Here is a 14,275-nt window from a genome sequence, read left to right as displayed (position 1 = left end):
GCAACGTGTGCGACTCTCGAGCCGCCGAGCTACCAGCTCGCGCCGCGCACCACCAGCTCTGCCGCCTGGTCCCGCCAGGCCTGGGGATCGCCCCAGCGGCGGGTGATGGGATGCACCGCGAAATAGCCCAGCATCAGCAGCAGCGCCAGTCGGGCATGGGCCTCGGCATCGACGTCATCGCGGAAGAAGCCGGTGGCCTGGCCGTCGCGCAGCAGCTCCACCACCGGGCGCACCGCCTGGTCGGCCCAGGTGCCCGCGTCGTCGGCCTGCACCAGCACCGCGGTGTGGTCGGGGTGGGCCAGGAAGAAGTCGAACTGCCCCCGGACCAGGCGCCGCAACCGCTCCACCGCGGTGAGGCCCACCAGCGGCAGCCGCGCCAGGGCGCCCGCCACCGCCTGGGCGGCATGGTCGAGGACGGCGGTGTAGAGCCCGCCCTTGGTCCGGTAGTAATAGTGGATGAGCTGCTTGTTGACGCCAGCGAGGGTGGCGATGCGCTGGGTGCGGGCACCGGCGCGGCCCGCCGCGGCGAACTCCCGGAGCGCGGCCTCGAGCAGCCGGTCAGGGGCGGCGGGGCCACGGTGACTCAAGCCGACTGGGCCCGAATCTCCCGGGTGTACTCGATCCGGTCGCGGCCGGCCGCCTTGGCGCGGTACAGCGCGGCGTCGGCCAGCTGGGCCAGCTCGCCCGCGGTGCCGGCATCATCGGGGTAGGCCGCGATCCCGATGCACACGCGCACCGGGATCAATTCGCCCGCGGCGATCAGCGCCGGCTGCTCCGCGAGCGCCTGGCGGAGCTTCTGCGCCAGGATCCCCGCGCCCGCCCGGTCGGTGCGCCGCAGGATCATCCCGAACTCCTCCCCGCCGTAGCGGCCGATCAGGTCGCTGGCGCGCGCGGTGGTCTGGAACACCCGCGCCACGTGCAGCAGCACCTGGTCCCCCGCGATGTGCCCGTAGCGGTCGTTGACCCGCTTGAAGTGATCGACGTCGATCATCAGGAACGCGAAGGTCTCGCCGTGCCGCCGCGCGTACTCCACGGCGTGCTCCAGCTCGGCCATGAGCGTGGCGTGGTTGAGCAGCCCGGTGAGCCCGTCACGGTGCACCATCTCCCGCAGCCGCCGCCCCCGCTCCGCGCGGTTCACCACCAGGTGGGTGAGCAGCTCCCGGTCCACCGGCTCGATCAGGAAGTGGTCGGCCCCGGCGGAGAGCGCCTCGATCTGCTCCGCCACGGTGTCGTTCGAGGTCAGGAACACGATCGGCGTGAGGCTGAAGCGCGAGTCCTGCCGGACCAGCCGGGCGAGCGAGAAGCCGTCGAGCCCGGGCAGCCGCGTGTCCATCAGGATCAGGTCCGGGGTTTCCTTGATCATGGCTTCCCGGGCCGCGTGGCCGTCCGCGCAGTGGGTCACCTTGGCGTTGGCCTGCTCCAGCCAGCCGCAGATGAGCTCCGTCTGCGCGGGGTCCGCCTCCACGAACAGGACCCGGGGCGGCGGGCTGCCGATGCGGGCCAGGGTCTTGGCGTAGGTCGGGAGGTCCACCGTCACGCGGCCGGCCGGGATGACGGTGTCGATCCCGCTGGCGAGCGCGCGCACCCGGTCGGCCGAGTCGCGCTGGGTCACGAGGACGATGGCGCGGGGCCGCACCGGGCCGGCGCCGGCCCACGCGGTGGCCGTCGCGAAGGCGTCGGCGCCGGCCGGGTGCTCGATCACCACCAGCAGGTCGGGCCGCTCCGAGAGCTTGATCTCGCGCGGCTCGCCGGCGCCGCTCTCCGTCCGCACCAGGAAGCCGGTGTTCACCAGCGCGGCGGACACCTCCTGCCGCAGCGGGTGCTCCGGGCCGATCACCAGCGCCCGCCAGCCGAACTCGGTCACCGCCGGCCCGCGCGGCGGGAGGCCCAGCTCCCGCGCCGCCGCATCGAACGCGGCGGCCAGCCGGTCCACCAGCTCCTCCAGCCGCCGCGCGTTCACCTCGGTGGGCGCCGGTTGCTCCGTGGTGAGCCAGCGCTCCCCCCCGCGGGCGATCTCGCCGATCTCGGGGAAGCCGTAGGAACCCCCGGAGCCCGCCAGGCGGTGGAACCGCCCGACCAGCGAGGCGACCGCGTCGGTCTCGCCGGCGCGGAAGGCCGCCACGTCCTTGCGCAGCTCGGCCAGGCGGCCAGGGGCGTCGAACAGGTATTCGCGCCGCAGCTCGGCGAGCGCGTCGTTCAGGGCGTCGGTCATGTTGGGTTCCGCAGGCGTTCGAACGTGAGTCGCGCCGCAGCCACGAAGGGCGGCGCGCTGCTCCAGTGCCCCTCGACCTCCGCACCCTGCCGGCCCGCGATCACCGCGCTGCGGTCATCGATCACGGCCACCAGCGGGACCCCCGGCCACGCATGCCCGTCGGGGGCCATCTCCACCCCCGCGAAGGGCAGGGTGACCACGCCCGGCGAGACCAGCGCCAGCGCGAGTCCGGCGCTCGCGGCCCGGCGCAGCACCGGCGCCAGCAGCGGATACGCCTCCACCGGGGCATAGAGCCGCACCGAACGCTCCGCCCGCCCGATCTCGTGACTGAGCAGTTGCAGCATTCCCTTGGGGCTGGTCAGCTCCACCACCCGCGGCGAGGCCGGCGCGCCGAAGCCGTCCAGCGCCCGCGTCAGCCGCTCCAGCGCCTCGCCCTGGTGGTTGGCGATCCGCGCCAGCACCCCCGCCGGCGGCTCCGCCCGGAACACCTTGGGCTGCCCCTCATCCGCCCGCGCCGCTCCCTTGGCCACCAGCCCCTCGAGCGCGCTGTACGCGTTGGCCCGGGCCAGCCCGGCGCTGCGCGCCACGGCGTAGCCCGTGCCGGGCCCCCCGGTCAGGAGGACCTCGTAGACCTTGCTCTCGGTCGGGGTGAAGCCGAAGGGGGTGAGGTCGAGTTCGGCCATGGTAGTAGTATCGGATACTGAGGCGCCCAACGCAACCGGGCACCACGGAAAACGGAAAACGGGGAACGGGCCCTGGCCCGTTCCCCGTTCCGCCTGCCCTGGCGCTCGCTACTCAGACGTACTCGATGCTCCATCCCAGGGTCCTGGCGATCAGGGCCAGCCGGAAGGTCACGTCCACCTGCCGGTACTCGGCCGCCTTGGTTTCGGCGTCGAGCGGAAAGCTGTGGTAGCTCATCTTGTTCACCGCCTTGGGCAGGACGCGGATCCCCTTGGGGGCCCACACCCCCTGCGTGTCGCAATCCTTGAGCAGTCGCGTCAGCACCTTGGTGGCCGGCGGCGAGGCCGCGAGGCCGCCGGTGCGGGCCAGCAGCTCGAGGAAGTGCAGCGCGAGCGGGATGTCCTTCGGCAGCCCCTTGCTGTCGGCCTCGATCGGGTCGCCGAGCAGCAGGTGGCCGGGCTTCACCTTCTTCTTGCCGGCCGCGATGGCGTAGGCCTTCTTGGGCTGCGGCTGGGCCAGGTAGTGGTTCAGCCGCTCGGTGAAGCCGGCCCGCTCCCGCTGCAGGTTCGGCATCGCGGCCATGATCGCGAGGGTGTACCAGGTAGGCGGATTGGCCTCGGGATGCAGCACCGCGCCGGTGCCCGCGCGCACCAAGGGCTTCTCCGCGAGCGGGCTGCGCAGGAACTCGGAGACATCCGACGCGATCTTGTGCGCGGCGCCCCGCACCCGCGGGTCCTCGATCTGGCCCGCCTCGGCCAGGGCCGCGGTGGCGGCCTCCCGGACCAGCGCGCGGGCCCAGAGGGTGTAGCCCTCATCGCCCTTGGCCGGCTTCTGGTACTCGAAGAGCAGCGCCGGATCCTCGTCCCGGGAGAGCAGCCGGAACAGGAGCCGGTCGGCGAGCTTGTAGGGCCGGGCCGCCGTGGGCAGGCCGAGCTGCAGCAGGCGACGGTACTGGGGGATGGTGCCGACGTCCTTGATGCCCTGCGCCGCCGCGGGGGCCACGCCGAGCAGGTTGCCGCCCCAGGTGCCGGTGTCCTTCTGCTTCTTGATGACCGCCTGCGTGGCCTTGGAAGCCTCGATGCTGCCACGGGCGTGTTCGATGGTTTCCGACGCCACCGTGCCGGCAGGCGACAGTTCGGAAAAGACCCGGAACCGGACGGACTCGCCCCCATGGGCGAGGAGCCATCCGAGCGGGATTCGGTGAGTGTTCGGGAGATCCAGGTGCGCCCCCGTCAGCGGAGTGTGTCGACCGGAAAATTCGGGCGCAATAATAGTTGCGGGTGACGGGTTCCGCTACGTCGGCGTGACGTGCAATATCCAAAGCATTGCAAGGCAACGACTTGACCATTTCAGCCTGGACCGCTCAGGCTCCGGGTGAGCCCTCCCCGTCTTCGTCGATGATCTCGCAGGCCTCCAGCCGGTTCCCGTCGGGGTCATAAAACGAGAAGAACCGCACGCCGCCCCCCTCCTGGATCGGGTCCACCCGGGCCCCGCGCTCCAGCAGGATGGCGTACGCCGCCCCGGCGTTGCGGGTGGCGAAGATGGGGAACGGCCCCGCGGCTGTGGCGGCGGCGGGCTGCTCCTCCGCCGAGAGGGTGTAGAGAGTGATGCTGGTGCCGTGTCCGAGCCCCAGGACGGCCAGTTCATCCTCCGGGTCCTCGAAGACCACCGGCAGCCCGAGCACCCGCCGGTACCACTTGAGGGCGGCATCGAGGTGCCGTACCCGAAGGATGATCGTGTCGAGGCGATCGAACAGGGCGGTCATCGGCGGCGGGCCTCGCCGGCGGCGCGGAACTCGGAGCCGGTGTTCCAGGTGGGCTGCGCCGGCGCGGTGGCGGCGGCCACCGCCGTCCGCAGGATCACCCGCAGCTGCTGCAGCGCGCCGTCCATGGAGAACCAGGGGAGCAGCTCGTCCTGGGGCTGGTGGTACCGGTGCGCGGTGTACTCCTCGCGCTGTTCCTCCCCCCAGCCGGCGGGCCGGCCCACGAAGTCGCTGCCGCTCTCGAGCGAGAGCGCCGGGACGCCGGCCCGCGCAAACGGGAAGTGGTCGGAGCGGAAGAAGCTCCCGCGGATGAGCGAACCCGAGTCGGTCACCACGCGCAGCCCCTCCGCCGCGGCCGCGGCGGTGAACACCCCGCCCAGGCTCGACTGATCGGTACCCAGGGCGGCGATGTCGCGGGTGCGCCCATACAGGTTCATCACGTCGAGGTTGAGCACCGCCGCGATGTTCCTGAGCGGCACGGTCGGCGCCGCGGCGTACGCCTGCGAGCCGAGCAGCCCGCTCTCCTCCGCGCCGAACGCCATGAACAGGATCGCGCGCGGGGTCTCCACCCGGCTCTGCACGAACGCCTCCGCCGCGGCGATCACCGCGGCGGTGCCGGAAGCGTTGTCCTCGGCGCCGTTGTAGATCGAGTCGCCGTTGACCGGGGTGCGGATGCCGAAGTGGTCGTAGTGCCCGCCGATCAGGATCGCCTCGTTCGCCAGCCGCCCGTGCCCGGGGAGCCGGCCCACCACGTTCGAGGTGGCGGAGCGGCGCAGGGTGCTCTGCACCGAGGCCTCCAGGCCAAAGGGCAGCGCCAGGCCGCGGAAGCCGGCCCGCCCGGCCTGCTGCAGCAGCGCGGACAGGTCGAGGCCGGCGCCCTGCACCAGCGGCGCCAGCGTCTCGTCGCGCATCCAGCCCGCCACCACCAGCGAGCTCGGCGCGCGTTCGATCCGCACCTGCTCCCCCGTCCACGACCCGGTGACGGTGGTCCACGGATAGGTGGCGCTCTCGGTGGTATGCACCAGGATGATGCCCGCCGCGCCCTGCCGCTCGGCTTCCTCGATCTTGTAGGTCCAGCGGCCATAGTAGGTCAGGATGCGGCCGCGGAAGATCGCCGGGTCGTGCAGGCCGGGGTCGTTCACCAGGCAGAGCACGATCTTGCCCCGCACGTCGAGCCCGGCGTAGTCGTCCCAGTTCCACTCCGGGGCCACGATGCCGTAGCCCACGAACACCACCGGCGCGGCCACGTTGACCTGGGTCTCGTTGCGCATGGACCAGAGCACGTAGTCGTCGCGGTAGCGCAGCACCGCCGGGGCGGGGCCCGTCACCCGGAGCGTCGGCTCGGGGGTGTGGGCGATGATCGGTACCCGGTGATAGTAGGTGCCGCTGTCCCCCGCCGGCTCCAGGCCGAGCCGCCGGAACTGGGTGGCGATGTACTCTGCCGCGAGGCGCCCGCCCCGGGTGGCGCTGCCGCGGCCCTCGAGCAGGTCGCTCGCCAGCAGGCCGAGGTGCGCCTCGTAAGCCGCGGCGTTCGCCGCGCGGGCCACCCGGGTGGCGGGGCTCAGGGTCTGCGCGGTGAGGGGGGCGAGCGGGCCGGCGGCCAGCAGCAGGAGCGCGAGCGCCCGGGGAGCGGCGCGGCCGGCGGAGCATGCGGGGAGCATCACCAACTCCGGGAGGACGAAGAAGAGAGACAACTTACCACGATTTGGCGCTTCCGATACGTGGTGCCGGCGCCCGGATCCGGCCCGGCTAGGGGCAGGCCGGACGGGCCAGGAAGCGGGTCATCTCCGCGGCCACGGTATCGGGCAGGGTCTGGTGGGGGCGGTGCAGCGCGGCGAGGCTCACGAAGCGCCGGCAGGGCAGCCGGGCGGCCACGGCCTCGCCGATGGTGTACGGGATGGTCGGGTCCTGCTTGCCCCAGATCAGGAGCACGGGCTGGTGTACCTCGCGGAACCGATCGCCGATGGCCGCGAAGTCGAACTGGGCCAGCACGGCGCGGGCGGTGCGCGCGACGGCGGTATCGCCACCGTCCGGGGCCTCGCCCTCCGCGTCCCGGAGCCAGGCGCTGTCGTGCACCGGCAGCACGAAGCTCAGGGCGGAGGCCACCCACGCGGTGGCCGGCGAGGCGACGCCGCCGGTGTCGGTGAGCATCGGGTTGATGCCGTCGCCCGCCGGGGCGATGAGCACCAGCGCCCGCACCCGATCGGGCCGGGCCAGGGCCACGCCCGTGGCGAGCTGCCCGCCCATCGAATGCCCCACCAGCACCACCGGCCCGCGGGTTGCCTGGTCCAGGAGGTGGGCCAGGCGCTCCACCAGGGCGGGGTAGTCGTAGGGACCGTCGGGCCGGTCACTCAGGCCGTGGCCCGGGAGGTCCACCGCCAGCACCCGGTATCGGGGGGTGAAGCGGTCGAGCAGCAGCCGCCACGCCATCAGCGACTCGCCATACCCGTGCAGGAAGACCAGCGTGGTGTCGCCGTGGCCGCCCTGCAGCGCGCGCAGCCGGAGCCCATCCACGGTGACCCAGCTGGCGCGGTGGGGCGGGCGGGGCCGCGCGGGGTTGCCGAGCCCGACCCACAGCAGCACGGCGGCGCCGAACGCCACCAGGAACCGGCGCACCAGGCGGCCCAGCCGCCCGCGCCCGCCGCTAGCCGTCACAGCGGACGATATGGATGGGGCCCGGCGCACCGCGCGGGCCGGCCTCGCTGGTGAGCAGCAGCCGCCGGTCGTCGAGCCATTCGACGCCCTCGCCCTGCCGCTCGAGGCCCGCGACGTTGCAGATCACCGGGGTGCCGAGCCGCCCCGCTGGCAGCTGCGGGAAGAGGTAGAGCTCGGTGTAGGTCCGGATGGCCACCCGCCGGCCATCGGGGGCGCGCGCGGCGTCGGTGACCCACCGGCCCAGCGACTGGTCCGGCGCGATCGGCAGGACCTGGAGCAGCTGTGCGTCGACGCCGCCGGCCGCGCCGAAGCCGCTGGCCGGCACCCGGAAGAGGCGCACCCCGCCGCTCCGCCCCTTGGAGACCAGGGCCACGCTGCCATCGGCCTCCACCCACATCGCCTCGACGTCGTGCGGGCCGTCGGGGTAGCGCACCACGGCGGAGTCGAGTCCCAGCGGCGCCGGGTCGGCGGCGCCCCGGAAGCGCTCGAACCGCGCCGGCTCGCGCAGGCGATACAGCACCACCCGCGCGCGCCGCTCGTCGTTGTCGCCGGTATCCCCGATGAACAGGCACGAGCCACCGGGGCAGGGGCCGATGCTGAGGGCCTCCCAGTCGCGGTTGGTCAGGCCCGGCACCCGCCACGAGCCGAGCGGCCGCCCGCTCGAGTCGAAGGCGAATACCTGCGGGGCATTCCCGGAATCGTTGATGGTGAAGAGCACCCGCGGCAGGATCCGGCTGCGGATGACGCCGGAGCTCTCGGTGAGGTCCGGGTCCTGGAAGCTCCCGGTCCGGTCCGCCTGGACCGGGCGCGGGGCCAGCGTCTGCGCCCCCAGCGCGGCGGGCAGCAGGAGGGCAGCGAGGAGCGGGCGCATGCCGAATGGTAGCCGCGGCCGGAGGGGCCGCGCCATCACCGCCCGGTCAGCGCTGCCCGCGGCGCCCCTCGAGCAGGGCGGCCCGCGAGGGCGGGGCCGAAACCGCGACCTGGACCGGCACCGCCGGCTCGCCGTGGCCGAAGATCCGCGCGTCGTACGCCGACCGGGGGTTCCACAGCACCCAGCTCTGGATGCCGAGGTCGGCGGCGGCGCGGATCTGCTCGCGCACGTGCTCGGGGGTGTAGCGCGGCCGGCCCAGGGTGAAGGCCTGCAGGTAGGGCCGGATCTCGGCGGTGGAGCCACCGAGCTCGCGCCCCCGGCGCAGGCCATCGGCGAGCGCGCCCTTCACCACTCGGTAGGGCTCATCATTGGGGCGGGCGGCGCCGTAGATCGCCTGGTAATAGTGGCTGGGGTAGACCATCGGCAGCACCACGTCGGCGGTGGTCACCAGGTCCTCCCAGACCTGCCCGATGCCCAGGTCCACGTCCGCGTTGGTGGTCATGCCGAAGACGTCGATGGTGAACGGCACGCCGAGCGGCTTCACCCGGTCGCGCAGCAGGCGGAGGTTGCGGCTGACCCCGTCGCGCACCGACTCGGTGCCGCGCCGGCTGGGAAAGATGGCGTACGCCATCCGCGCCTTCGGCTCGTCGGGGAAGCGGACGTAGTCGAACTGCACCTCGTTGAAGCCCAGGCGCACCGCTTCCGCCGCGAGGTCGGCGGCGTAGACCCAGACCGAGTCGTTGAAGGCGTCGACCCAGGCGAAGTCCAGCCGGTCCCGCCACAGTCCGCCCCGCCGGTCCTGTACCGACCAGGCGCCCTTCCGGCTGGCGAGCAGCGGGTCCTTGGCCACCACGATCCGCGCGATGGCGTGGATGCCGCGGGCGTGCAGCGCGCGCAGCCGGGCCTGGGTATCCCGGGCGCGCAGCTGGTTGTTGGCCCCGATGGCCACCGCCGTGGGCACCGCCGACCGGTAGGTCAGGTAGCCGGTGTCGTCCTTCACGTCGATGACGAAGCTGTTCACCTCGGTGCTGTCGGCCAGGCGGACCAGGTCCCAGAATCGGGCACCGCCGAAGGCCCAGGCATTCACGTAGAGCGCCCGAACATGCGCCGGGGGGCGCCGGATCGGGGGTGCGGGCCAGTCGAGCGGTTCGGAGAGCCGTGGACCGATGGCCAGCAGGCGTTCCGGGGAGGGCGCGGGCGCAAGTTCGTCGCCCCAGGCGGCCGCCCGGGTCTGGGCGGCGAGCGGGCTGGTCAGGATGAACGCGGCAATCATGGCGCGGCGCATGGCGGATTTCCCCCCAGAACGGTATCGGGGCGGGTCGTGGGACCCGCCCCGATACGGAAGGGCAATCCGCGTGCTATGCGGGGTGTCTAGGGATTGCGGGTGACGCGGATTTCGACGCGGCGGTTGGTGGTCCGGGCGGCTTCCGTGGTGTCGGCCACCAGCAGGGTCTGGGAGCCGCGGCCCACGGCGGTGACCCGGGTCACCGGGACGCCGCGGGCGATGATGTAGTTCCGCACCGCCTCCGCCCGCCGCTGGGAGAGCCGGGTGTTGTCGGCCGGGACCAGCCGGTCGTGGGCAAAGCCATTCACCTCCGCGGTGACGGCCGGGTCGGCCTGCAGCGCCAGCGCCAGCGAATCGAGGACCGGGAAGGCCTCGGGGCTGAGGACCGCCTGCCGGAAGTTCCACACCTCGCCGGGCAGCACCACCGGCCGCTCCGCCGTGGAATCGACGGGGGCGGGTTCCGGCTCGGTGGCGCAGCCGGTGGCATCCACCGTGGCGCCGCGGCGGGTGTCGGGGCACCGGTCGAGGCCGTCGAAGACAACGTCGCCGTCGGCGTCGCCGGGGCAGCCCAGCTGGTCGACGGTGGCGCCCGCGGGGGTCTGCGGGCAACGGTCCAGGCCGTCGAGCACCGCGTCCGCATCCTCGTCACTCGGGCAGCCGGTGCCATCGACCACGGCGCCGGTCGGGGTGTCGGAGCACTGGTCGAGGCCGTCGAGGTAACCGTCGCCATCGGTATCGGTGCTGCAGCCGGCCGGGTCCGGGGTGGCCCCGGCCTGGGTATTGGGGCAGCGGTCGAGACCGTCCGGCACGCCGTCGCTGTCGCGGTCGGTGGGGCAGCCGCGACCGTCCACCAGCGCGCCGAGGCGGGTTCCCTCGCAGGCGTCGTGGCGGTCGAAGACGCCGTCGCCGTCGCCGTCGAGCAGCGGCTGGCTGCCGAGCATCAGGCTCACGCCGCCCTGCAGGCTCAGGTTGGTGAACTTGCGCGTGGTGGTGCTGCGCTGGACCACGCCCTCGTAGCGCATGAAGAGCGTGGGGCCCAGCGCAATGCGCACCCCGGCGCCGCCCTGCACCACGTCGGCAGCGCCGCACGGTCCGGCGCCCGGCACCGAGACGCCGGGGCAGGTGCCGAAACCGAGGTGGCCGTACCCGGCCTTGACCATGGCGAAGGTGCGGGCGCCGAGCGCGAAGTTGCCCACCGCCCACGCGCCAAGCTGCGTGGTGGAGACGGCCTTGTCGAGGCTGGTATTGGTGCGCGGCCGGGCGACGCCGCCCTCGATCTCGATGGAGAGCGGGCCGTAGACCCAGTAGCCCGCGCGCAGGACGCCACCGACCGTGGAGCCGAGCTCGAGCGTGCGGTCGTACTGCTGCCAGGCGCCGGCGGCGCTGACCTCCAGCCGGTAGAGGCGCTGGGCGGCGAGCGGGGCGGCGGGGAGTGCCACGGCCAGGAGCAGCAGCGCGGCGCGGAGGCGGCGGAGGAGCGGGTTCGCGTTCACGGCAGGGATTCTGCGGGTCCTCCTTGGGGCCCGCAAGGGGGCGGCTAGGGCGATGGGGTGGGGTCCATTAGCTTCCCGTCAGTCCGAGCCTTGTCCACCCCCTCTCCCGGCCGAGCGCATGCAGATCCGCATCGAATACTGCGTCGTCTGAAACTACGAGCCCCGCGCCGCCGGTCTGGCGGCGGAGCTGCAACGTGAGGTGCCGGAGGCCATGGTCCAGCTGGTCAAGTCCTCCGGTGGCGTGTTCGAGGTCAGCGTCGACGGCGTGACGCTGTTCTCGAAGAAGGCGACCGGGCGCCACGCGCTCCCGGGCGAGGTGCTCGGGCTGCTGCGCCAGCGGCCGCGATAGTCGTCCCCGACCTCGGTCCTCGAGGACCCTGCATGCGCATTGCGATCAGCACCGGCGGCGGCGACGCTCCCGGCCTCAACGCCGTCATCCGCGCCATCGTCCTCGCCGCGCACACCCGCGGCTGGCAGACCTACGGCATCCGCCGCGGCTACAATGGGCTGCTGGGCGACGACGGCATCATGACGCTCACCCCCGACAAGGTGCGCGGCATCACCCACCTGGGCGGCACCATCCTCGGCACCACCAACCGCGGCAACCCGTTCCGCTGGGTGGTGACCGACGCCGCGGGCCAGGCCACCGAGGTGGACCGCTCCGATGACCTCATCGCCGCCTTCAACGCCAGCGGCTTCGACGCCCTGATCACCATCGGCGGCGACGGCAGCCTGAAGATCGGCTACGACCTCTACCGGAAGGGCCTCCCGGTCGTCGGGGTGCCCAAGACCATCGACAACGACGTCACCGGCACCCTCGCCACCTTCGGCTTCGACACCGCGGTGAGCACCGCCACCGAGGCCATCGACAAGCTGCACTCCACCACCGAGAGTCACGAGCGGGTCATGGTGGTGGAGCTCATGGGTCGCGACGCCGGCTGGATCGCGCTGCACAGCGGCATCGCCGCCAGCGCCGACGTGATCCTGCTGCCCGAGCTGCCGTTCGACATCGACAAGGTGTGCGCCAAGATCACGGCGCGGGAGCAGTCGGGCCGGCACTTCAGCATCGTGGTCGTGGGCGAGGGCGCCCGGCCGCTCGGCGGCGACACCCCGCTGCTGGAGCGGCGCGCCGCCGGCACCGTGGACCGGCTCGGCGGCATCGGCTCGCTGGTGGCCCGCGCCATCAGCGAGCGCACCGGCAAGGAGACCCGCAGCCTGGTCCTCGGCCACCTGCAGCGTGGCGGCTCGCCCACCACCTTCGACCGCCTCCTCGGCCTGCGCTTCGGCGCCGCCGCCGTGCGCGCCGTGGCCGACAAGGCCTTCGGCGTCATGATCGGCTACAACCCGCCCGAGCTCGCGCGGGTGCCGCTCGAGGACGTCATCGGCCGCTCCAAGCACGTGCCCCTCGACTCCGACACGGTGCTCACCGCGCGCCAGCTCGGCATCAGCCTGGGCGACTGAGCCGGCGCGGGCACACCGGTGTCCAAGGGGCGTGGCGCACTGGTGGACCGTTGGCGCTTCATCGGTGGCGCACCGGGGATTCCGTCGCGGCCGCTTTCGCAGTAGCATAGGTGGCCTGCCGTCCCTCCCCTCCCCGCCACGCGCGAGGTCCCACCCGCCATGAGCGCATCGTCGTCCACACCCACCCCGGTGGACATGTCGCATCCCAGCCGGTGGCTCGCGGTGCTGCGGGTCCTCGTCGGCCTGTGGTTCCTCAAGGCACTGACCACCAAGATGGCGTTCATCCTGGCCGGCGGGGTGGTCCCGTTCCTCGGCGTGCAGCAGCGGTGGATCGAGACGATGCCGACGATCATCGCCCGGCAGATGGCGGAGAACCCGATCGTGTGGTATCGCGGCTTCGTGGAGGGCACCGTGCTCGCGAACGTGCCGCTGTTCGCCGTCCTGACCGCGTGGGGCGAGGTGCTGGTGGGGCTGTCGCTGACCCTGGGGCTGGCCGCGGGGCTCGGGGCGCTGGGCGGGTTGTGGCTGAGCATCAACTACGGGCTGGCCACCTGGCACATGGCGCCGGCCTCGCAGGGCTTCCACTACATGCTGGTGATCACGCTGCTGGTGCTGTTCCTGGCTCGCAGCGGGCGGGCGTGGGGGCTCGACGCGTGGATCGCGTGGCGCTGGCCGGGCTCGCCGCTCACCTGGCGGCCGATCGCGTAGGTCGGCGGCCTACCGCCTTACCGCCTTACCGCCCTACCACCTTAGGGCTTCGGCCCGATTGCCACGCCCCACGGGATGGTGCCGGCCGGAATCCGCTTGCGGACGGTCATGGTCTCGGTGTCGAGGACCGTGACGTCGTTCCCGGGACCGTTGGCGGTGTACAGCTTCCGGCCGTCACTCGAGAGCGCGATCCCCCACGGCCGCACTCCCACCTCGACCGTCGCGGTCACCGCGTCGGTGGCGGGATCGATCGCCGAGATGGTCTTGCCGCGCCCGTTGGAGATGTAGATCCGCCGGCCATCCGGGGTCACCACGATGCTCATCGGCCGGCTGTCCGCCGGCATGGTGATCTGCCGCAGGGTCTTCCGCGCCACCATGTCCACCACCGACACCGTGCTGCTCATCTCGTTGGTCACGTAGGCGCGTGAGCCATCGGGCAGGAAGCCGATGGAACGCGGGCGCTGGCCCAGCACGTCGATCCGGGCCACGATGGCGCCGGTGGCGGCGTCGAAGCCGGTGATGTCGTGGTCGGTCTCGCCGGTCACCCAGACGGTCTTCCCATCCGGCGCCACCGTCACGCCCTCCGGTTCATCTCCAACCTTGACGTTGGCCACCGGGCGCCCGCTGGCCAGGTCCACGATCGAGGCGCTGTCGGCGTCCTCGTTGGACACGAACAGCCGGGTGCCGTCGGCGGAGATGTCGAACTCCTCCGGGTCGGAGCCGGCGGGGATGGTCTTGATCGTGGTCCGGGTGGCCACGTCGACGATGGCGACGCCGTCCTTGGACTTGTCCGAGGCCAGCTTCTCGCACTCCTCGTCGGGCATGGTGGGCGGGCACTTGGGGGAACCGGTGAGCGCCACGTACACCGTGCGGCCGTCCGGGCTCACCTCCACGCCGCGGGGCCGGGTGCCCACCGGGATGGTGGCCACCACGCTGTCGGTGGCGGCGTCGATGACGGTGAGGTCGCGGGAGTCCTCGTTGGTCACGTAGACCAGCTCGCCCGACGCCCCCGCGCCCGCGCTGAGCGTGGGCGGCTGGTCGGTCGCGGGCTCCCCCTTGGGGCCGCAGGCGCCCAGCGCCACGGTGAGCAGGGTCAGGCAGGCGGCGGATCGCATCCGGGTCATGGCAGGTCTCCTTGGGTCGTTCA

14 protein-coding genes are annotated in these 14,275 nt (G+C 72.8%); 3 read left to right on the top strand and 11 right to left on the bottom strand.

The genetic code is table 11. The features are described from left to right. Positions 1–29 precede the first annotated feature (29 nt). From IPJ95_19780 to IPJ95_19735, 10 genes are all read right to left on the bottom strand, one after another. On the bottom strand, positions 30–587 hold the full coding sequence (locus IPJ95_19780; protein MBK7925846.1) for a TetR family transcriptional regulator: 558 nt from the start codon (positions 585–587) through the stop codon (positions 30–32). Next, positions 584–2,212: a diguanylate cyclase gene (locus IPJ95_19775; protein MBK7925845.1), complete on the bottom strand. Its 1,629-nt coding sequence runs from the start codon at positions 2,210–2,212 to the stop codon at positions 584–586. The genes IPJ95_19780 and IPJ95_19775 overlap by 4 nt, the downstream gene beginning before the upstream one ends. After that, positions 2,209–2,895 carry a hypothetical protein gene (locus IPJ95_19770; GenBank protein ID MBK7925844.1) on the bottom strand — a complete coding sequence of 229 codons (687 nt, stop codon included), beginning with the start codon at positions 2,893–2,895 and terminating at the stop codon, positions 2,209–2,211. Before IPJ95_19770 ends, IPJ95_19775 begins: the two co-directional genes overlap by 4 nt. A gap of 112 nt (positions 2,896–3,007) precedes the next feature. Continuing rightward, positions 3,008–4,009, bottom strand: a complete 1,002-nt coding sequence (locus IPJ95_19765) for a hypothetical protein (GenBank protein MBK7925843.1) — start codon at positions 4,007–4,009, stop codon at positions 3,008–3,010. 247 nt (positions 4,010–4,256) lie between these two features. Continuing rightward, entirely contained in the window at positions 4,257–4,658 is a 402-nt protein-coding gene (locus tag IPJ95_19760; protein ID MBK7925842.1) for a VOC family protein, read from the bottom strand. Further along, a complete protein-coding gene (locus IPJ95_19755; protein MBK7925841.1) occupies positions 4,655–6,316 on the bottom strand; it encodes a M28 family peptidase in 1,662 nt (553 codons plus the stop codon). Before IPJ95_19755 ends, IPJ95_19760 begins: the two co-directional genes overlap by 4 nt. 88 nt (positions 6,317–6,404) lie before the next feature. Further along, a complete protein-coding gene (locus IPJ95_19750) occupies positions 6,405–7,310 on the bottom strand; it encodes an alpha/beta fold hydrolase (GenBank protein ID MBK7925840.1) in 906 nt (301 codons plus the stop codon). Next, entirely contained in the window at positions 7,300–8,181 is an 882-nt protein-coding gene (locus IPJ95_19745; protein ID MBK7925839.1) for a hypothetical protein, read from the bottom strand. The genes IPJ95_19750 and IPJ95_19745 overlap by 11 nt, the downstream gene beginning before the upstream one ends. A 46-nt stretch (positions 8,182–8,227) precedes the next feature. Further along, on the bottom strand, positions 8,228–9,466 hold the full coding sequence (locus IPJ95_19740; protein MBK7925838.1) for a GTP-binding protein: 1,239 nt from the start codon (positions 9,464–9,466) through the stop codon (positions 8,228–8,230). A gap of 86 nt (positions 9,467–9,552) precedes the next feature. Then, positions 9,553–10,959, bottom strand: a complete 1,407-nt coding sequence (locus IPJ95_19735; GenBank protein MBK7925837.1) for an OmpA family protein — start codon at positions 10,957–10,959, stop codon at positions 9,553–9,555. A 175-nt stretch (positions 10,960–11,134) separates the two neighbouring features. Between IPJ95_19735 and IPJ95_19730 the strand changes: the two genes are divergently transcribed. From IPJ95_19730 to IPJ95_19720, 3 genes are all read left to right on the top strand, one after another. Continuing rightward, on the top strand, positions 11,135–11,308 hold the full coding sequence (locus IPJ95_19730; protein MBK7925836.1) for an Rdx family protein: 174 nt from the start codon (positions 11,135–11,137) through the stop codon (positions 11,306–11,308). A 32-nt stretch (positions 11,309–11,340) separates the two neighbouring features. Then, positions 11,341–12,420, top strand: a complete 1,080-nt coding sequence (locus tag IPJ95_19725) for an ATP-dependent 6-phosphofructokinase (protein ID MBK7925835.1) — start codon at positions 11,341–11,343, stop codon at positions 12,418–12,420. 159 nt (positions 12,421–12,579) lie between these two features. Continuing rightward, on the top strand, positions 12,580–13,128 hold the full coding sequence (locus tag IPJ95_19720) for a hypothetical protein (protein MBK7925834.1): 549 nt from the start codon (positions 12,580–12,582) through the stop codon (positions 13,126–13,128). Between the two features lie 41 nt (positions 13,129–13,169). Here the strand turns inward: IPJ95_19720 and IPJ95_19715 are convergent, their stop codons facing one another. Further along, positions 13,170–14,252 (bottom strand): beta-propeller fold lactonase family protein, encoded by a 1,083-nt coding sequence (locus IPJ95_19715; protein ID MBK7925833.1) that lies wholly within the window; start codon positions 14,250–14,252, stop codon positions 13,170–13,172. Positions 14,253–14,275 lie beyond the last annotated feature (23 nt).

The sequence above is a fragment of the Gemmatimonadota bacterium genome, assembly GCA_016713785.1.
Classification (GTDB): domain Bacteria; phylum Gemmatimonadota; class Gemmatimonadetes; order Gemmatimonadales; family GWC2-71-9; genus JADJOM01.
Note: the sequence above shows the minus strand (reverse complement) of the source record. Positions and strands in the feature narration are given on the sequence as shown.